This window comes from Haladaptatus salinisoli (assembly GCF_020614375.1).
GTDB lineage: Archaea > Halobacteriota > Halobacteria > Halobacteriales > Haladaptataceae > Haladaptatus > Haladaptatus salinisoli.
Genome location: NZ_CP085329.1, coordinates 27,469 through 45,717, shown reverse-complemented (window position 1 = coordinate 45,717; position 18,249 = coordinate 27,469). Strand labels below are relative to the sequence as shown.

Below are 18,249 nucleotides of genomic sequence, written 5' to 3'. Positions count from 1 at the left end.
GTGTCGAGGAAATTCGAGGGGGAGTGCGGGTCCGTCTCGTCGGTTCTCGGCCGTCTCCTCCGCTCGTCTCGTCCTCTCGGCGAACCGATTCACGTATCGAAACACGAGACGGCCGTAGATGGCTTCCGCCATTTCGGTAAAATCATTGCCATTTTATCGTTCGTATCTGCTACAATTCTCTCCTACCGTCGGTCCCGGAGACCACGGGCGCGAGAAGCCGGTGCTTTACCGCCGGCGGCGGTCAGCCGTCGAGATTTCCCTTCGCGTCCCAGATGGCCGTCACGAGGTCGGCGAAGAGCTCGGCCCGTTTGGGGTGACCGGATTCGCCGGACTCGTCGACCGGACAGCGCATCAGGTTCTCGACGAAATCCGCCGAGTACGCGAATTCCACGACGGTTTCGCGAACGTTGAAGGAGATGGCGTCGTCCTCGTCGGTGTTAAGCCAGGACGCCGCCGCCGCTCGATCGTCGTACTCCAGCGTGTAGGTTTCCCCGCCGATCAACTCGACCACGTCGTCCATCGGTGCAATCTTCAGCCATCCGCCGTCGCATTCGACGTGGAGGACGTCCTCTTCGAGTTTCGCCTCGTACCTCGCCCTGGAACGCATCGTGCAGGAGACGTGTGACTGCGAGGGGATAAAACGTTCGGCGCGGTCGCCCCGATTCGTCCGAGCGGTCCCGTCCGGGCGATACCGCTCGGAGAACGCGATCACCGCACGTCGACACAATCTATATTACACGCCTTTGCAAACTGTGGGGCATGGATTTGACGGTGATGCTGCCGCCGCGTCCGGATCGGCGGTGGCGGATAGCTCGACAGCTCGGCCTCTCCAGCGCGGTCGTCCGGTTCTGGGGCGAGGAGGAGTGGTGGACACTCGACTCGCTCCGCGAAACGCGAAACCGCTTCGAAGACCACGGACTCTCGCTCGACGTGGTGGAAGACCGCCCGCCGATGGAGCGGACGGTTCTCGGCGAGGAAGGGCGCGACGAGGAGATAGCGACCGTCAAGCGACTGCTCCGGAACATGGGTCGGGTCGGCGTCGGCGTCTACTGCTGGGTGTGGACGGAGAACCCGGTAGGCGTCCTCCGGACGTCCGACTCGGTTCCGCTCAGAGGGGAGTCGCTCACGACGGCGTACGACCACGACCAATCCGAGCGAGCGCCCGAGCACGAGGCCGCCGGTATCACCGAGGAGGAACTCTGGGAAAACCTCGAGTACTTCCTCGACGAGGTCGTTCCAGTCGCGGAGGAGGCGGGGGTCAAGCTCGCGCTCCACCCCGACGATCCGCCGATTTCGCCGGTTCGCGGCGTCCCGCGACTCGTCACGTCCGCGGAGAACGTCGAACGCATCCTCAACCTCCACGACAGCCCGAACCACGGGCTGACCTTCTGTCAGGGAAACTTCTCGGCCATGGGTGCCGACGTGCCCCAGACGATCCGTCGATTCGGCGACCGCATCCACTTCGTCCACTTCCGCGACGTGGAGGGGACGGCGGACTCCTTCGTCGAGACGTGGCACGAGGCGGGACAAACGGATATGCTCGCCGCGATGGAGGCCTACCGCGACGTCGGGTTCGACGGGCCGATTCGACCCGACCACGTTCCGAAGATGGTCGGCGAGGAAGACCGAGAGGAGGCGATGGCCGGGTACACCGACATGGGGCGGCTGTACGCCGTCGGCTACATGCGAGGGCTGCTGGAGAGAACGGACGCGGTGCAGTAACCGCCGCGGAACGACGGCGCGACGAGTCACCGACGATCCGACCGTCGCGCTGCCCCGTACCGAAGTTTTATTGGCGGCGTCCGAGCAGAAGGAGCCATGGGATTCCTCGACGAGCGGTACCTGTTGGACACCGACACGGCGTACCGGCTCTACCGAAGTATCGCCGACCTCCCTGTCGTCGACCCGCACAACCACATCGATCTCGCCGAAGTCGTCGAGAACGAACCGTGGAACGACGTCTGGGAGGTCGAGGGCGCGACGGATCACTACGTCTGGCAACTCATGCGCAAGCGGGGCGTTTCGGAGGCGAAGATAACCGGCGACGCCGGGAACAGAGAGAAGTGGAACGCCCTCGCCTCGGTGTTTCCGGATTTCGCGGGTAATCCCACCTACGAGTGGGTTCACCTCGACCTGAAGCGTCGCTTCGGCATCGAGACGCCCATTAGCGCCGACACGGCCGATGAGATTTGGGAGGAGACGGCGCGGCAACTTTCAGAACCGCGGATGCGCCCCCAACGGGTGCTCCGAGACATGAACGTCGAGGTGCTGTGCAGCAGCGACGATCCGACCTCCCGACTGAGGTACCACGAGCGCGCGAAGGACGAGGTCGAGGGCGTCGACGTCAGGCCCACGTGGCGACCGGATCGCGCGATGAAGATCGACCGCGAGGAGTGGTCGACGTTCGTCTCGGAACTGGACGACGCGACCGAGAGCCCCGTCGACGATTTCGCCGGATTCCTCGGCGCGCTCGAAGAGACGCACGACTACTTCGCCGATCACGGCTGCGTCGCATGCGATATCGGCACGGGAACCGACCCCGTCTCGAAACCGGTGCGCCGCGAGCGGGCGGGGGAGGTGTACGAGAAGGCTCGACGTGGACGGAGTCCGTCTTCGGCGGAGGTGCGGGACTTCAAGGCGTACGTGCTCGATTTCATCGGCGAACTGAACGCCGAGGCGGGGTGGGTGACCCAACTGCACATCGGGGCCGTCCGCGACTATCGGGAGTCGGTGTTCGAGGAGGTCGGGCCGGACGCCGGCGGCGACGTTTCGACGCAGAACGTAGACTTGGTCGGGGGACTCGACCACTTCCTCGACGCCTTCGACGGCCAGACGGACGTCGTGCTCTACGTGCTCGATCCGACGCACTATCCGAGCGCGACGGTCGTGTCCCGCGCGTATCCCAACGTGAGCATCGGCCCCGCGTGGTGGTTCAACGACAGCCCGTTCGGGATGGCGAATCAACTCGAACGCGTCGCCGCCGTGGATCTACTCGCGAACTTCGCCGGGATGGTCAGCGATTCGCGGAAGATAGTCTCCTACGGGTCGCGCTTCGAGATGTTCCGGCGGACGCTCGCCGCCGTCGTCGGCAAGATGGTCGAACGCGGGCAGATTCCGTTCGAGAACGCCCGACGCCTCGTCGAACGCGTCGCCTACGACCGGCCGAAAGAGCTGTACGGTCTCTGACGGGCCAAAACCCACCCCCGACACCGACAGAATGAAGTGCCGATCGTCGGTGGTATTCGACACGCATGGCAGAGAAACTCAGCGGCCAGACCGCGATCGTCACGGGCTCTAGCCGAGGAATCGGGAACGGAATCGCCGAGCGGTTCGCCGAGGAGGGGGCGAACGTCGTCGTCAACTCGCGGTCGCAGGAGCGCGCCGAGGAGGTCGCGAAAGCCATCGAATCCGCCGGCGGCACCGCCGTCGGCGTCGAAGCCGACGTGACCGATCCGAACTCGATGGAGGCGCTCGTCCGAACCACGGTCGAGACGTTCGGTGGACTCGACGTTCTGGTGAACAACGCCGGCGTCACGACGCTCGACCGAGCGGAGGAGTTCGATCTCGAGGAGTGGCGAACCGTCGTCGACGTCGACCTGACCGGCACGTTCATCGGGTGTCAGGTGGCGGGCCGACAGATGATAAAAGAGGGGGGCGGCGGCGCGATTCTCAACATGTCCTCGCTGATGGGTGGTCGAGGCCTCCAGATGCGCTCGCCCTACTGCGCGTCGAAGGCCGGAGTGAATAACCTCACGCGGACGCTCGCGGTCGAGTGGGCGGAACACGATATACACGTCAACGCGCTCGCGCCGGGGTTCATCTGGACCGAAATCACGGATCAAACGCAGAGTGCAGCGAGCTACACCGACGACGATATCCGCGACCGGACTCCCCTGAACCGGTTCGGGACGGTCGAAGAAATGGCGGAGTGCGCGCTCTTTTTGGTTGGGCGGGACAACTTCGTCACCGGCGAAGTCCTGTACGCCGACGGCGGATGGCAGGCCTACGGGTGGGGTTGCGGCGATCAGTAGTCTCACGGGGCTCGGGTATCGGTTCGCGTACTGACGCTCCGACAGACGCCAGGAGACGATACCTCCACTGCGCCGTGTTGCGGCGTTCGGTGGAACGCCGATTTCGACCACCGTCGGTACCGAGTGAAATCCGTCCGATAGAGTCGACCGAGTCCGGGAGACGAACGGGGGTCGGAGGTCGCGAGGACGGTCGCCGACCGACGGATCAGTCGTTTAGGTCACGACGTCACCAACTTGTTCCGAAATAGAGAACCGGAGGGGGAGAATTGGTGGCAACCCCCTTACCCATTACAGTCTTATACCTGTAAAGCAGAGAAAGAGGTACTGATAACCAATACCAACCTCGTTCCGATTACGTCGACAGCGGATGCCGTTCTCAAATACAGAACAACCCGCGCTCAGTAGTTGATGTTGAGTTCGATGACGTTCGCCGCGTTGAGCACCCGCTTCGGTAGTCCTCCGTGGAGGTCTTCGTCGCTGACCCGGCTCGCTGGGGCCGAGACGCTGATCGCTCCGAGGACGTCGTTCGAGGACGTCTTCACCGGGGCCGCGATGCAGCGGAGACCCTCGAGACGTTCCCCGTCGTCGATGGCGTACCCGCGCTCTCGGACGTCCGCTAGCGTGTCGAACAGTTCCTCTCGCGTTCCGATGCTCTGGGGCGTCTTCCGCTTGAGTCCGTGTCGGTCGATTATCTCCTCGACCCGCTCCTCGGGAAGATGCGCTAGTACAGCCTTTCCAAGCGCCGTCGTGTGGAGGTACGTCCGGAGACCCGCGTACGTGTCGAGGTCGACGGCCTTCGCTCCCTTGGCTCGCATCAGATAGACTCCTTTGCCTTGTTCTTCCACGAGTAGATTCGCGAGCTCTCCGGTTTCGTCGGCGAGTGACTTTACCTCGGGTTCCGCCACCTCGTAGAGTTCCATGGACTTCCGGATGTGCCCGCCGATATCGAGGAACTTTAAGCCGAGTTGATACTCATCGCCGACCTTCAGTGCGTACCCGTGCTTCTGGAGCGTGGTCAGGTGATTGTGAACCATGCTCTTTCCCATTCCGAGACTATCCGCGAGTTCCGTCACCCCGCAGGAACCCCGTATCTTCAACTCCTCGACCAGCATGAGCGTCTTTTCGGTGGTTTGTACCGGGTGTTTTGCGTCCATGATTGAGTTCCTTGAAGGCGGTGATGATAAATGTTCTGCTGCCCAGAACGCTCATTCATCGAGGCGGTAACGCGAAACCGAACGCTACCCGTTCGATCGGTGGAACAGTGGCGCGAGATTCAGCCGACTCCAGACCGAAAACCTCCACCGAGGAGTGAAGAACGACCGTTCGCCGAAGTGGCGGCCGTTGCGGAGCCCCTCCAGGATTGAAACGTCGCTGACGCGGACGTGTTCGGGAAGTCCAACGCGTTCCGACGGACGACTCGGCCCGGGTTCGTGCGAACGCTAAGTTGGTTACTGGTCACGTCTCCAGACGAACAGCCGTGATCGAGATCGGCGTATCCCGTTCCTCCCCGTTCGGCGATCGTTAAATCACCGTGACAGTGATACACAACCAAAAAATATATACGTTATGTATCCACACGGTAGTATGGATACCATATCACATGGATCGAGATAACTATCCTGGTTCCCCAGGGAACCGACACGGTAGTGGCCGGCTTAGCCGGCGTAAGATGCTTCAGGGGGCCGGAGCGGCCGCCGCCGTCTTCGTCGCAGGCTGTTCCAACGGCAGCGAGGCTGACGGTGATACGACGCCGGTCGGCGGAGGAAAGAATCAGGAGTTCCACACGTTCATTCCTGGAGCGATAGAATCGCAGTCCCAGATTCAGAACCCGTGGGGAAACTCGTCGAACTATCACGAGTTCGCGTGGATGATACACCCCCACATCGCTCGCTGGTCGACCAGCGTCGAGTTCAATCAGGGAGAACGACATCAGTACAACCGATTCGTCACCACGGGCGTCGAGAGTCTCGACATCAACGAAAAGAACGGAACGATCACCATCGGGCTGTACGACGATTGGCAGTGGACGTCGGGCGACGAGGTAACCGCCGACGACCTACTCTTGAACCTCAAGATAAACAAGTACGTCGCGCTCGGTGGTTCGGTGCTCTGGGACAACATATCGAAGCTGACCAAAAAGGACGATAAGACGGTCGTCATCGAACTCGGTAAGGTGAACGTTGATTACGCGACGAAACAGCTGTTCACGCAGGATTTCCACCTCAACCCACCGTCCACCATCGACGGGAAGAAAACGGTCTTCGTGGAGTATCTAAACCGCCTGGAGAAGGCGTCAAGCGACAAGGAGATCCAGAAGATCGACCAAGAGTTGAGCAACGACGAAGACTGGCCCATAGCCGAAACGGTGACGTGCGGTCCGTGGAAGATCGCCGACTCCACCGGAACCGTCGTAACCCTGGTTCCGAACGAGGGGTTCCACTCGCCGATCGAGTTCTCCGGAAGAGTCGAGAACTTCGACGCCGCCGGCGGTCGCTCCCAGCCGATATCGGCGGCCCTATCCGGGAAGATCGAGGCCGGTCCGCTTCCGCAACCGGAGCACCTCGCGCAGATCGAGAAGAAGAACAACATGGAGGTCGTCATCCGGAAGGGAACCTCGGTCCAAGGGCTCGCGCTTAACTGGAACACCGACGCCAAAGGGGTTCCGGACGTGTACACCGAACCGAAGTTCCGGCAAGCTATCGCCTACATCCTCGACAACGAGAAGATATCCCGCGCGCATCCGACCCGGACGACCAAGGTCACCCGCGCCGACGGCGTCTTCTTCGATGTAAAGAAGGTTCTGCCGAACGTTCACGACCGTCTGCAGTCGTACGAGACCAACCACAAGAAAGCCGAACGGTTGTTGAAGGAGGTGGGACTGACGAAGAAGGGCGGAACGTGGCACTACGACGGGAGCCCCCTCGTCATCAAGCACATCTCTCCGAATTACCACCACTGGCCGACGACCGGGCAGGCCACCATGAGCCAACTTAACCAATTTGGCTTCAAAACCGAGTTCCGGGTCAACGAGCAGTTCGGCAGCATTCTCTGGGGTCGCTCCGACGATACGTGGAACTCGCTTCGAACCCACTCCAGCGCCCTCTCGCCGGTTTCCTACATGACGGAGATGTTCGGCGAGGAAAGCATGGTTTACTTCCCGAAGACCATCGAAGTTCCCATGCCGGTCGGCGACCAGAACGGCTCCCTGGAGGAAGTAAACGTCCGAAAGGCCATCGACGGGCTTGCGACACTCTCCGGCCGGCAATACACGAAGAAGCTCGAAGAACTCGCGTGGGTGCACAATTACACCTTACCGTCCATCCCGACAAACGTCGAAAATTGGGGTATGATGTACTACACCGACGAGTGGAAGTGGCCGGCCAAAGACGACCCGTTGTGGGGTCTTGACTTCACCAATAGGTCGTTCATGTCGGTTCCCGCAATGAGTTCAAAGTAGGTGTCATGGTCACCGAGCGAGAACGGTTTCGACGTACTCGCGGACGTGAACTGATGCCGATTTCTGGGGACGGAAACGACGAACCGGTGACAATAGAAATATGAGGTATGAGTCAACTATGATAACTACCGTTTCAGCATGAACAACACATGTCTCAGCAAGTAATCAAGCAAGACAACGTCCTCGAAGTCCGCGGAGTCGACGTCACGTTCGACATGGATCGCGGCACTTCGAGGGTACTTGACGACATCTCGTTGGATATCCGACGCGGAGAGGTGCTCGGCGTCGTCGGCGAGAGCGGATCCGGAAAATCGATGCTCGCTTCCGCACTGCTCGACGCCGTCGTTAACCCCGGCGTCGTCGACGGCGAGATCACGTACCGTAACGAGGAGGGCGAGACGGTCAACATCCTCGCCCTCGACGACGACGAACTCAAATCGCTCCGCTGGGAGGAGATCGCCATGGTCTTCCAAGGGGCGATGAGCTTCTTCAACCCGACGCTCAAGATACGCGGTCACTTCCTCGAAACGTTGAAGGCGCACGGTCGGAACGTCGAGCGCGGGATGGAGCACGCTCGCGATTTACTGACCGATCTCCACCTCGAACCAGACCGCGTCCTCGATACGTACCCGCACGAACTCAGCGGCGGGATGAAACAGAGGGTGTTAATCGCGCTGAGTTTGGTCCTCGATCCGGAGGTGCTGGTGATGGACGAGCCGACGGCGGCGCTCGACCTCCTCATGCAGCGGTCCATCCTGACGCTGCTAGACGACATACAGAAGAAGTATAACCTGACGATAGTCTTCATCACGCACGACCTACCGCTCATCAAGAATCTCTGCGACCGAATCGCCGTGATGTACGCATTCGGGGTGATGGAAGTGTTCCCGGCGGACGACCTCGGGAAGTCGAAACACCCCTATACGCGGTCGCTGCTCAACACCGTGCCGAACCTCACGACGTCGCTGGACGACCTCCAGTCCATCGAGGGGTCGAGCCCCGACCCGGTCGACGTTCCGCCGGGGTGTTCGTACCACCCACGGTGTCCGCTGGCCACCGACGAATGTCGACGCCGCGACCCTGAATTGGAGCGGGTCGCCGACAGCCAGGAGGTGGCCTGTTTCCACCACGAGAGCGTCGACGAGGAACTGCCGTTAATTCTGGAGAAAGGGACCGCCGAGGTTCGAGACCGACAGGGGAACCAGTCGAACGAACCCGTGGTGGTCATGGACGACGTCGAAGTCCACTTCGAGCAGTCCAACGGGGGACTCTTAAATCTCTTCGATGATCCGGACGTCGTCCGAGCCGTCGACGGGGTCGACCTCGAAATCTACGACAACGACGTCGTCGCAGTCGTGGGCGAGAGCGGCTGCGGCAAGACGACGCTCGGCAAAACGGCCGTCGGACTACAAAAGCCGACCGGCGGTAGCGTGAAGTATCGAGACTACGACATCTGGGAGGTGAAGGACGGCACGGATAACACGATCGAATTCGGCGAGATTAGGCGGTCGCTGCAGATCATTCACCAAGATCCCGGTAGCTCGCTAAATCCCAACCGGAAGGTGGAGAAGATCATCCAGACACCCATGAAACGGTGGCAGTCGGATCTCGACGCGAACGACCGAAGGGCGCGCGTTCTGGCGATGCTGGAGGCCGCTGGGATGACACCGCCCGAGGACTACGCCGGGCGCTACCCCCACCAGCTCTCCGGCGGCGAGAAACAACGCGTGACGCTCATCCGAGCCTTATTGATGAACCCCGAGCTCATCCTCGCCGACGAAGCGGTCAGCGCGCTGGACGTGTCGATGCGCGTCGACATGATGGACCTGATGATCACGCTCCAGGAGCTGTTCGACACGTCGTACCTGTTCATCTCGCACAACCTCACGAACGCCCGGTACCTGACCGGGCGCGCGGGGGGACGAATCGCCGTCATGTATCTCGGCGAGATCATCGAGATCGGTCCAACCGAGGAAATCGTCCAGAACCCGCGCCACCCGTACACGCAGGCGCTCCACTGGGCGACGACCGACATTCAAGACGAGGACGACGAACTCGACGAGGCACCCATCCGAACCATCGACGTGCCGGATCCGATCAACCCGCCCTCGGGGTGCCGATTCCACCCCCGGTGTCCGGAAGCCCGCGAAATCTGCGCGTCGCAAAAGCCGACGCTTGACGAGGACGCGACACACCGCACGGCCTGCTTCCGCGAACGCCCGGCGGAACATCCCTACTGGGAGAGCGAACCGCTCGACGACGAAACCGTACGTTCGGAGGGCGTCTCCCGATGAACTGGCGCTGGGTGCTACGGCGAATCGGAATGGGACTGTTGGTGCTCTGGACCACGATCACCATCACCTTCGGGATGATCCGGCTAATGCCGGGCAGTCCCATCGATAGGCTGCGCGCGGAGCTGTACCGGAAGTACGGCGCCACGATGTCGGACGCGGCAATAGACCGTCAGGTGCGCCTGTATCTGAACGTCAAGCCCGACGAACCGCTGTGGCAGCAGTACGTCGATTACCTCATCACGGCGCTCCAAGGCGACCTCGGATACTCGTACCTCCAAGGTGCCGAGGTGAGCACGCTGATGGCAGACGTTCTTCCGTGGACCGTGTTTCTCCTCTCGGTCGCGATCACGCTCCAGTACGTCATCGGCATACTACTGGGTGCGATGATGGCTTACACCGAGGGGAGTCGCTTCGATCTATTCTCGTCGACCGTCAGCACGCTCGCCGTCTCGATTCCCTTCTACGCGCTCGCCTTCCTCTTCATCTTCCTGTTCGTGTTCCAGTGGGACGTATTTCCGCAGGGCGGGAAGTACGCGCCCGGTCTCGAACCCGGATCGCTGGCCTACTACAGGAGCGTCCTGTACTACGCGACCCTGCCGATACTGTCTGTCGTGTTGACCTCCTTCGGCGGTATCGCGTTGAGCATGCGCGCGAACAGCATCCAGACGCTCGGATCGGATTACATCCGCGGTGCGCGACTGCGCGGGCTGTCCGACTTCCGCATCTCCTACCGGTACGTGGCCCGGAACGCTATCCTCCCTCTGTACACCGGGCTATTGATCCAAATCGGCTTCATGTTCGGTGGCTCCGTCATCTTAGAACAGATCTTCTCCTACCGGGGCGTCGGCTACCTCATGTTGGACGCGACGCTGCGCCGCGACTATCCGGTCATGATGGGCGCGTTCATGATAATCACGGTCGCGGTCGTCGTCGGCGTGTTCGTGGCCGACCTGACCTACAGTCGACTCGACCCGCGGATCAAAACGGCGGGTGAGAACCGATGAGCGACGCATCGATCGAAGCCGAGGACATCCCCCTCGAAGTGGTATCGGACGTGGAACAGACGTGGCAAGGCACAGCGAGCGACCTCCTGAACGCGTACGTCGTCGTCCCAGGGAAGATACTGCTCGATGATAAGCGCGCGATACTCGGGTTCGGAATCGTCCTGACGTACGTTCTGATAGGAACCGTCGGCGTGTGGCTCCTCGAGCCGACGCAAATGTGGGCGGGCGACAGGCTAGAACAGCCCTTCCAGTCGATGGAGCACCCGCTCGGCACCGACACACAGGGCCGCGATCTGATGAAACTGCTCGTGTTCGGCACCCCTCCGATGCTGCTGCTGATGCTCAGCGGCGGCCTCTTCGTCGTCACCGTCGGCACGCTCGTCGGAACCGTCGCCGGGTTCTCCGGCGGGCGACTCGACGAGGCGCTTTCGACGATGACCGACGTGGCGTTGACGATCCCCGGCCTCCCCCTGATTATCGTCCTCACGGTGACGCTCAAGCCGGAGAACCCGGTACTCATCGGCGTTCTCCTCGGAATTAACGGATGGGGAGGACTGGCGCGCAACCTCCGGTCGCAGGTGCTCGGCATCCGCGAAGAGGACTACGTCGAGGCGTCCACCGCGATGGGCGTCTCCACCGGAGAGATCCTGCTCAAGGACGTCCTCCCGAACGTGATGCCGTACGTCCTCTACAACTTCATGAGTTCGATGCGGGGCGTGCTGTTCACTTACGTCGGCCTGTCCTACCTCTCAGTTCTGCCGTGGTCGGTGGAAAACTGGGGTATCATGATGGATATGGCCTACTCCAACGGCGCGCTGACTAGCGCTGCGATGGTTCACTGGATAATCTGGCCAATCGTAATGGTCGCGGTACTCTCCCTCGGCCTCATCCTGCTCTCCCAGTCGACCGACAAGCTGTTCAACCCGCGAGTGCGCGCTCGCCACCAGGACTGATCGGTCGCCCGACTCCGCAGTCGGGATTCGTTTCTCGCTGAAGGTTCTCGGACGAGGCCTCGTTCACAGATCGCGAGACTGACAGCGACGAATGATCGCGTACAACACGACGATGTTGACCGACAGTATCGCCACGGTGAGCGGAATGAGGGCTCTGGTGCCCGGCGAGGGCGAGTTGAACCACGCGTAGACGGAGAAGAAAAACAGCGCGACCGACACCGCGAGGAACACGTACGCCTGCGATGAGAAGACGCAGATGAAATCCCAGAACCGATCTCGTCGCGCGCTCATACTGCACCGTACCGAAAGCGCCCTTTAGATTGTTACGATACCGACTCCGTCCGGCGGCCCGTCGACCGCATGTTAACGACCGGCACTGTTTTAATCGCGCCCGAGAAACCCCTCGTCACATGCTCACGGACGAGTACGACGACTGTTGGCTCCGGTATGACCGCGTGAGTGACGCCGAACTTCGGTCGTCCTACCGCAAGCGCTGTGCGCACGTCTTCGCCTCCACCGAGGGGCCAGAACTGGACGTGGCTCGCGAGGAACTTCGCATCGGACTCGAAGGACTGCTCGGTCGCGAACCGCATCTGTGGATGCACCCGCCGCGGACGGTCGATGGATTCCTCGCCGTCGGCCGACGCGAGCGGATGGCGGTCGTTCGCGCCGCCGTCGACGAAACCGAAGTTGAGAACCTCCACGACGAGGGGTACATCCTGCGGTCGGTCGAGTGGGAGGACAAGGACTGTTTGGTCGTCACCGGCTCGACCGACAAGGGGATGCTCTACGGTACGTACCACCTACTCCGCCTCCTCGCGACGCACCGACCCGTCGACGATCTGGATCTCATCGAGGAACCGCGAACCGAGGAGCGCATCGTCAACCATTGGGACAACCCTTTCCGCGCCTCCGTCGAACGGGGGTACGCGGGTGCATCCATCTTCGACTGGGAACGGCTCCCCGACCTCCGACCGCGGTACCGCGACTACGCCCGCCTCCTCGCTTCCGTCGGCGTCAACGGTATCGTCCTCAACAACGTCAACACGCAGAAGCCCGACCGGCCGGGCGCGAATGAGGCCGTCGCAGGGATGGAGGGGTGGCAATTGCTCCGGTCGGAGAACCTGGAGAAGGTCGAGGCATTGGCGAGCGTCTTCCGGCGTCACGGCGTCCGAACCTACCTCTCGGTCAACTACGCCGCTCCGATACTCGCCGGCGACCTGGACACCGCCGACCCGCTCGACGACGCCGTCGAAGCGTGGTGGGCCGGCGCGGTCGACGAGGTGTACGACCGCGTCCCCGACTTCGGCGGCTTCCTCGTCAAGGCCGACTCGGAGGGACAGCCCGGCCCCTACGACTACGACCGGGACCACGCCGAAGGGGCGAACGTCCTCGCGCGTGCGCTCGAACCGCACGGCGGTCGACTGTACTGGCGCGCGTTCGTCTACGGCTCGCACGAAGACCGCGCCGTACAGGCCTACGACACGTTCAAACCGCTCGACGGCGAGTTCCGGGACAACGTCACCGTCCAAGTGAAGAACGGTCCCATCGACTTCCAGCCCCGCGAACCCGTCTCGACGCTGTTCGGCGCACTGCCCGGGACGAACCTCGCCTGTGAACTCCAGATCACGCAGGAGTATACGGGACAAGGCGTTCACGCCTGTTACCACGTCCCGCAGTGGAAGGAGGTGTTCGAGTTCGACACCTACGCGGACGGCGAAGGGACGCCAGTCAAGGGCCTCTTCACGCGCAGCGAGGGCGAGGGCGTCGCGGGCGTCTGCAGCGTTGGTGACGACCCCAACTGGACGGGTCACTACCTTGCGCAGGCGAATCTCTACGGTTACGGTCGCCTCGTCTGGAACCCCGACCTCGACGCCGAGACCGTCACCGACGAGTGGGTGCGCCAGACCTTCGATAACGACCCCTTCGTCGTCGAAACGATCGCCGGCATCCTCCACGACTCGTGGCCGGCCGTCCTCGACTACACGACCGGTCACCTCGGATTGATGCACATGATGTACAATCAGGGCGACGTGCTGGAGAACCACTACAACCCGTCGCCAGCGGAGTGGCCCGGATACCACGGCGCTGGCGAGGACGGCATCGGCGTCGACCGCACCGCTAGCGGGAGCGGCTACGCGGGTCAGTTCCCCGACCCGGTCGCGGAGCGCTACGAGTCGCCGGAGACTTGTCCGCGCGAACTCCTGTTGTTCTTCCACCACCTTCCGTGGGAGTACGACCTCGACGGAACGACGGTCCTCCAACACCTCTACGATAACTGCTTCGAGGGCGTCGAGGCGGTTCGCACCATGCGCGACCGGTGGAAAGAATTGGAGGACGCTATCGACGAGAGGCGTCACCGCCACGTCGCCGAACGCTTCGACGAGCAGCTCGACCACGCGAAACTGTGGCGCGACACGTTGGTATCGTTCTTCCACGACTACGCCGGGATTCCGGACGAGCGCGGCCGCGTTCAGTCGGACGACGCCGAGTAATCTCGGTCAGTAGCTGTCGTACACCGTTTTCTCTATCGTGTAGAAGTCCAGTCCCGCGTCGCCCTGTTCGCGCCACGTCTCGCTGGAGGACCGCTTGAAGCCGCCGAAGGGGACGTGGAGTTCGAGGCCTGTCGTTTTCTCGTTTACCTTCACCACGCCGGCTTCCGCCTCGTCGACGAACCGGTTCGCTTCTGCGTGGTCGTCGGTGACGATGCTCGCCGAGAGGCCGTAGGAAACGTCGTTCGCCACCGCCAGGCCCCCGTCAAAGTCGCTCACCTCGATGACGGCGACGACCGGTCCAAAGACCTCCTCTTGGGCGATGCGCATGTCCGGGGACACGTCGACGAACACGGTCGGTTCGACGAAGTAGCCCGACTCGACCTTCGCTCCCGCGGGGACGCCGCCGCCGGCCGCAAGCGTCGCACCCTCGTCCTCGGCGATTCCGATGTATTCGAGCGTCGAGTCGCGTTCGGCGGCGCTGACCTGCGGCCCCATCTCGTGCTCCGCGCCGGGACCGATATCGACCGACTTCGCACGGTCGACGAGTTCGTCGACGAACTCGTCGTAGACGCTCTCGTGGACGATGGCGCGGGAACACGCGGTACACGACTGACCGGTCGTCCCGAACGCGCCGGCTGCGACGATGTCCGCGGCCTTCGCGGGATTGGCCGACTCCGAGACGACGGTCGGATTCTTCCCTCCGAGTTCCGTCTGGACGCGCTTCCCCGCGTTGGTCGCTTGCTCGTACACCAGCCTGCCGACCTCGCTGCTGCCCGTGAACGAGACGGCGTCCACCGCATCGTGTTCGATGAACTCGGTGCCGACCGCGCTCCCCGGCCCCGTGACGACGTTCAGCACGCCGTCGGGAAGCTCAGCGTCGTCGAGCGCCGCCGCGAGTTCGAGGGCTACCCCGGGGGCTATCGACGCCGGCTTCAGAACCACCGCGTTGCCCGCGGCGAGCGCCGGCGCGAGCTTCCACGCGGGGATGGCGATGGGGTAGTTCCACGGTGTGATAAGGGCGGCGACGCCGACCGGTTCCTCGACGGTGTAGAGGTTCTGGTTCGGTGCGCTCGGACTCTTGACCGTCCCGCCGAGGTCGGCCGCCTTCCCGGCGAAGTAGTGGAAGATGTCGATGGCGCGCTGTACCTCCCCGTCGGCTTCGGCGCGGGCCTTCCCCTCCTCTGCGACGAGCAGGCTCGTCAGTTCGTCCTTGCGCTCCGCGAGTCGGACTCCGGCTTCGCGAAGGATTCGGCCGCGTTCGGGGCCCGGCGTCGAGGCCCAGTCGTCGGCCGCGGCGTCGGCGGCTTCGACGGCGGCGGTCGCGTCGACCGCGCCGGATTGCTGGTAGCGCGCGACGACCTCGTTCGGGTTCGCGGGATTCTCGACGGCGACGGTCTCGCCGGTTTCAGATACGATCCACTCTCCGTTCACGTAATTTCGCTTGCTCTCCGTCATCGTACCACGCTTCTCACTAACCCCATACGATTCTTACGGTGCGACGAAGATTCGTCGCCAATCCTCGCGGCGTGAAGTCCACTACACTTTTGCCGGTCGGCTCGAACCACCAATCCATGACAGTCGCTGACTACCTGGACGACGTCAGACAGCGGGACTGGGAGGAATTGGAGTCGGGAACCCTCCGCCTCGCCACGGTGGGGCTCGGCTGGTGGACGCGCGAGCAGGCGATTCCGGCCGTCGGTCGGTCGAAGTTCTGCGAGACGACCGTCGCAGTCAGCGGTCGCCGCGAGAAGGCCGAGGAGGTCGCCGACGAAACCTCGACCGTCACTGCGGCCATCACCTACGACGAGTTCGTCGACGGCGCGGCGACCGACGAGTACGACGCGGTGTACGTCTGCACGCCCAACGCCCACCACCTCCCGTACGTCGAGGCCGCGGCCGACCACGGCAAGGCGGTTCTCTGCGAGAAGCCGATGGAGGCGACGCTGGACCGGGCCGAGGAACTCGTCGCGGCCGCCGAGGACGTGCCGCTGATGGTCGCGTACCGGATGCAGACCGACCCGCAGGTTCGCCGGATGCGCGAACTCGTTCGCGACGGGGCGGTCGGCGACCCGGTCGCCGTCCACGGTCACATGGGCCAGCAGCTGCTCGACGCCGTCTCGACCGACCCCAACCAGTGGCGACTCGACCCCGAACTCACGGGCTACGGCGCGACGGTGATGGATCTGGGTATCTACCCCCTGAACACGTCTCGATTCGTCCTCGACGCCGACCCCGTGAGCGTAACTGCGCAGATGCACTCCGAGAACGAAGCGTTCCGCAAGGTTCCCGACCAGCACGCGACCTTCTCGCTCCGGTTCGACGACGGAACGTACGCATCCTGTACGGCCAGCCAGCACTCCTATCGGTCGGGTTACCTCCGGGTCGTCGGGACGGAGGGCGAACTGGTGCTCGAACCAGCCTTCCTCGGGCAGACGCCGCAGACGCTCAGGCTCAGACGACTCGACGAGCGCGAAGTCGAGATCGACGACGGTCGCCGCGACGTCACGGGCGACGAGATGATCGAGGAGTTCGATTACTTCGCCGACCGCGTCCTCCGCGGCGTCGCGCCCTCCCCCGACGGCGAGCACGCTCTCGTCGACATGCGGACGCTCGCGGCCATCTACGAGGCCGCCGACGCCGGCGAACGCGTCACGGTCGAGTAAGTTCGATTCGACGCTCACCCGCCGATGCACAAGCTTTACTACCGGTCCTGGGAATACCTCGCACGCAATGGTTGACCACTCGAAGCTCCGCGACCCGAACGCGGAGTATACGATGCGCGACCTCTCCGGCGAGACGATGTGTCTCACCAACCGCCGCGGCGGCGTCCGCGACGCGGAGATAACCGACGTACAGACGACGATGGTGGACGGCAACTATCCGTGGATTCTCGTCCGCGTCTACACCGACGCCGGCGTGGTCGGCACGGGCGAAGCCTACTGGGGCGGCGGCGACACGGCTATCATCGAACGGATGAAACCCTTCCTCGTCGGCGAGAATCCTCTCGACATCGACCGCCTCTACGAACACCTCGTCCAGAAGATGTCCGGCGAGGGCTCGATCTCCGGGAAGACTATCTCCGGCATCTCCGGAATCGAAATCGCACTCCACGACGTGGCGGGGAAGCTCCTCGAAGTGCCGGCCTATCAGCTCGTCGGCGGAAAGTACCGCGACGAGGTGCGCATCTACTGCGACTGCCACGCCGGCGACGAGTCGGAACCCGCCTCCAACGCGAAGGAGGCCGAGCGCGTCGTCTCGGAACTCGGCTACGACGCCCTGAAGTTCGACCTCGACGTTCCCTCGGGCCACGAGAAGGACCGCGCGAACCGCCACCTCCGCGGTCCCGAGATAGACCACAAGGTCGAGATCGTAAAGCAGGTCTGCGAGACGGTTGGCGACCGCGCCGACGTGGCGTTCGACTGCCACTGGTCGTTCGCGGGCGGCAGCGCTCGGCGTCTCGCCGCCGCACTCGAGGAGTACGACGTGTGGTGGCTCGAAGATCCCGTGCCGCCGGAGAATCACGACGTCCAAAAAGAAATCACGAGATCCACCACGACGCCAATCGCCGTGGGGGAAAACGTCTACCGCAAGCACGGCCAGCGCACCCTCATCGAACAGCAGGCGGTGGATATTATCGCGCCCGACCTGCCCCGCGTGGGCGGAATGCGCGAGACGCGGAAGATCGCCGACCTCGCCGACACCTACTACATTCCGGTCGCGATGCACAACGTCTCCTCACCCATCGGTACGATGGCGTCCGCGCAGGTCGCGGCGGCCATCCCGAACTCGCTGGCGGTGGAGTACCACTCCTACCAGCTCGGCTGGTGGGAGGATCTCGTCGAGGAAGACGGTCTCATCCGGGAGGGCCGGATGGAAATCCCCGAGAAACCCGGTCTCGGTCTCACGCTCGACTTAGACGCCGTCGCCGAGCACATGGTCGCGGGCGAGACGCTCTTCGACTGACCGACGAACGGTCGGAACTAGTTTCCGCGCCCTCTGAACCACCGCTTATTTA

Annotated in this window: 14 protein-coding genes; 10 read left to right on the top strand and 4 right to left on the bottom strand. The window is 62.9% G+C overall.

What is annotated here, in order from left to right:
- Positions 1-241: 241 nt before the first annotated feature.
- Positions 242-607, bottom strand: coding sequence for a hypothetical protein (locus tag LIX00_RS18280; protein ID WP_227356441.1), 366 nt, complete (start codon positions 605-607; stop codon positions 242-244).
- Between the two features lie 152 nt (positions 608-759).
- Between LIX00_RS18280 and LIX00_RS18275 the strand changes: the two genes are divergently transcribed.
- The 3 genes from LIX00_RS18275 to LIX00_RS18265 all read left to right on the top strand — a co-directional run bounded on the left by LIX00_RS18275 (position 760) and on the right by LIX00_RS18265 (position 4,031).
- Complete coding sequence (locus LIX00_RS18275) at positions 760-1,722, top strand: mannonate dehydratase (protein ID WP_227356440.1); 963 nt, start codon at positions 760-762, stop codon at positions 1,720-1,722.
- A gap of 96 nt (positions 1,723-1,818) precedes the next feature.
- Positions 1,819-3,186 carry a glucuronate isomerase gene (uxaC, locus tag LIX00_RS18270; RefSeq protein WP_227356439.1) on the top strand — a complete coding sequence of 456 codons (1,368 nt, stop codon included), beginning with the start codon at positions 1,819-1,821 and terminating at the stop codon, positions 3,184-3,186.
- 65 nt (positions 3,187-3,251) lie between these two features.
- Entirely contained in the window at positions 3,252-4,031 is a 780-nt protein-coding gene (locus LIX00_RS18265) for an SDR family NAD(P)-dependent oxidoreductase (protein ID WP_227356438.1), read from the top strand.
- 398 nt (positions 4,032-4,429) lie between these two features.
- Here LIX00_RS18265 and xacR read toward each other — a convergent pair whose 3' ends face one another.
- The gene (gene xacR, locus LIX00_RS18260) at positions 4,430-5,185 is read right to left on the bottom strand and encodes an HTH-type transcriptional regulator XacR (RefSeq protein ID WP_227356437.1); all 756 of its coding nucleotides are present in this window, start codon (positions 5,183-5,185) and stop codon (positions 4,430-4,432) included.
- A 377-nt stretch (positions 5,186-5,562) separates the two neighbouring features.
- Between xacR and LIX00_RS18255 the strand changes: the two genes are divergently transcribed.
- The 4 genes from LIX00_RS18255 to LIX00_RS18240 all read left to right on the top strand — a co-directional run bounded on the left by LIX00_RS18255 (position 5,563) and on the right by LIX00_RS18240 (position 11,739).
- Positions 5,563-7,488: an ABC transporter substrate-binding protein gene (locus LIX00_RS18255; protein WP_227356436.1), complete on the top strand. Its 1,926-nt coding sequence runs from the start codon at positions 5,563-5,565 to the stop codon at positions 7,486-7,488.
- Positions 7,489-7,637: 149 nt separating this feature from the next.
- On the top strand, positions 7,638-9,782 hold the full coding sequence (locus tag LIX00_RS18250; protein ID WP_227356435.1) for an ABC transporter ATP-binding protein: 2,145 nt from the start codon (positions 7,638-7,640) through the stop codon (positions 9,780-9,782).
- Positions 9,779-10,786: an ABC transporter permease gene (locus LIX00_RS18245; protein WP_227356434.1), complete on the top strand. Its 1,008-nt coding sequence runs from the start codon at positions 9,779-9,781 to the stop codon at positions 10,784-10,786. The genes LIX00_RS18250 and LIX00_RS18245 overlap by 4 nt, the downstream gene beginning before the upstream one ends.
- Positions 10,783-11,739, top strand: coding sequence for an ABC transporter permease (locus LIX00_RS18240; protein WP_227356433.1), 957 nt, complete (start codon positions 10,783-10,785; stop codon positions 11,737-11,739). Before LIX00_RS18245 ends, LIX00_RS18240 begins: the two co-directional genes overlap by 4 nt.
- A 63-nt stretch (positions 11,740-11,802) precedes the next feature.
- On the opposite strand, the gene LIX00_RS18235 is transcribed toward LIX00_RS18240, so the two are convergent.
- On the bottom strand, positions 11,803-12,030 hold the full coding sequence (locus LIX00_RS18235; RefSeq protein ID WP_227356432.1) for a hypothetical protein: 228 nt from the start codon (positions 12,028-12,030) through the stop codon (positions 11,803-11,805).
- A 119-nt stretch (positions 12,031-12,149) separates the two neighbouring features.
- Between LIX00_RS18235 and LIX00_RS18230 the strand changes: the two genes are divergently transcribed.
- Complete coding sequence (locus LIX00_RS18230) at positions 12,150-14,234, top strand: alpha-glucuronidase family glycosyl hydrolase (RefSeq protein ID WP_227356431.1); 2,085 nt, start codon at positions 12,150-12,152, stop codon at positions 14,232-14,234.
- 6 nt (positions 14,235-14,240) lie between these two features.
- On the opposite strand, the gene xacF is transcribed toward LIX00_RS18230, so the two are convergent.
- Entirely contained in the window at positions 14,241-15,689 is a 1,449-nt protein-coding gene (gene xacF, locus LIX00_RS18225; RefSeq protein ID WP_227356430.1) for a 2,5-dioxovalerate dehydrogenase, read from the bottom strand.
- Between the two features lie 116 nt (positions 15,690-15,805).
- Between xacF and gfo6 the strand changes: the two genes are divergently transcribed.
- Together gfo6 and LIX00_RS18215 are read left to right on the top strand one after the other, a co-directional pair.
- Positions 15,806-16,897: a D-xylose 1-dehydrogenase Gfo6 gene (gfo6, locus tag LIX00_RS18220; protein WP_227356429.1), complete on the top strand. Its 1,092-nt coding sequence runs from the start codon at positions 15,806-15,808 to the stop codon at positions 16,895-16,897.
- A 67-nt stretch (positions 16,898-16,964) separates the two neighbouring features.
- Positions 16,965-18,197 carry a mandelate racemase/muconate lactonizing enzyme family protein gene (locus LIX00_RS18215; protein ID WP_227356428.1) on the top strand — a complete coding sequence of 411 codons (1,233 nt, stop codon included), beginning with the start codon at positions 16,965-16,967 and terminating at the stop codon, positions 18,195-18,197.
- The last annotated feature ends 52 nt before the right edge of the window (positions 18,198-18,249 follow it).

Bases quoted from the DNA above. Each gene is read 5' to 3' on its own strand.
- LIX00_RS18215 (WP_227356428.1), top strand. From the start codon at position 16,965: ATGGTTGACCACTCGAAGCTCCGCGACCCGAACGCGGAGTATACGATG.
- uxaC (WP_227356439.1), top strand. From the start codon at position 1,819: ATGGGATTCCTCGACGAGCGGTACCTGTTGGACACCGACACGGCGTAC.
- xacR (WP_227356437.1), bottom strand. From the start codon at position 5,185: ATGGACGCAAAACACCCGGTACAAACCACCGAAAAGACGCTCATGCTG.
- LIX00_RS18240 (WP_227356433.1), top strand. From the start codon at position 10,783: ATGAGCGACGCATCGATCGAAGCCGAGGACATCCCCCTCGAAGTGGTA.
- LIX00_RS18245 (WP_227356434.1), top strand. From the start codon at position 9,779: ATGAACTGGCGCTGGGTGCTACGGCGAATCGGAATGGGACTGTTGGTG.
- LIX00_RS18230 (WP_227356431.1), top strand. From the start codon at position 12,150: ATGCTCACGGACGAGTACGACGACTGTTGGCTCCGGTATGACCGCGTG.
- LIX00_RS18280 (WP_227356441.1), bottom strand. From the start codon at position 607: ATGCGTTCCAGGGCGAGGTACGAGGCGAAACTCGAAGAGGACGTCCTC.
- LIX00_RS18275 (WP_227356440.1), top strand. From the start codon at position 760: ATGGATTTGACGGTGATGCTGCCGCCGCGTCCGGATCGGCGGTGGCGG.
- gfo6 (WP_227356429.1), top strand. From the start codon at position 15,806: ATGACAGTCGCTGACTACCTGGACGACGTCAGACAGCGGGACTGGGAG.
- LIX00_RS18265 (WP_227356438.1), top strand. From the start codon at position 3,252: ATGGCAGAGAAACTCAGCGGCCAGACCGCGATCGTCACGGGCTCTAGC.
- LIX00_RS18250 (WP_227356435.1), top strand. From the start codon at position 7,638: ATGTCTCAGCAAGTAATCAAGCAAGACAACGTCCTCGAAGTCCGCGGA.
- xacF (WP_227356430.1), bottom strand. From the start codon at position 15,689: ATGACGGAGAGCAAGCGAAATTACGTGAACGGAGAGTGGATCGTATCT.
- LIX00_RS18235 (WP_227356432.1), bottom strand. From the start codon at position 12,030: ATGAGCGCGCGACGAGATCGGTTCTGGGATTTCATCTGCGTCTTCTCA.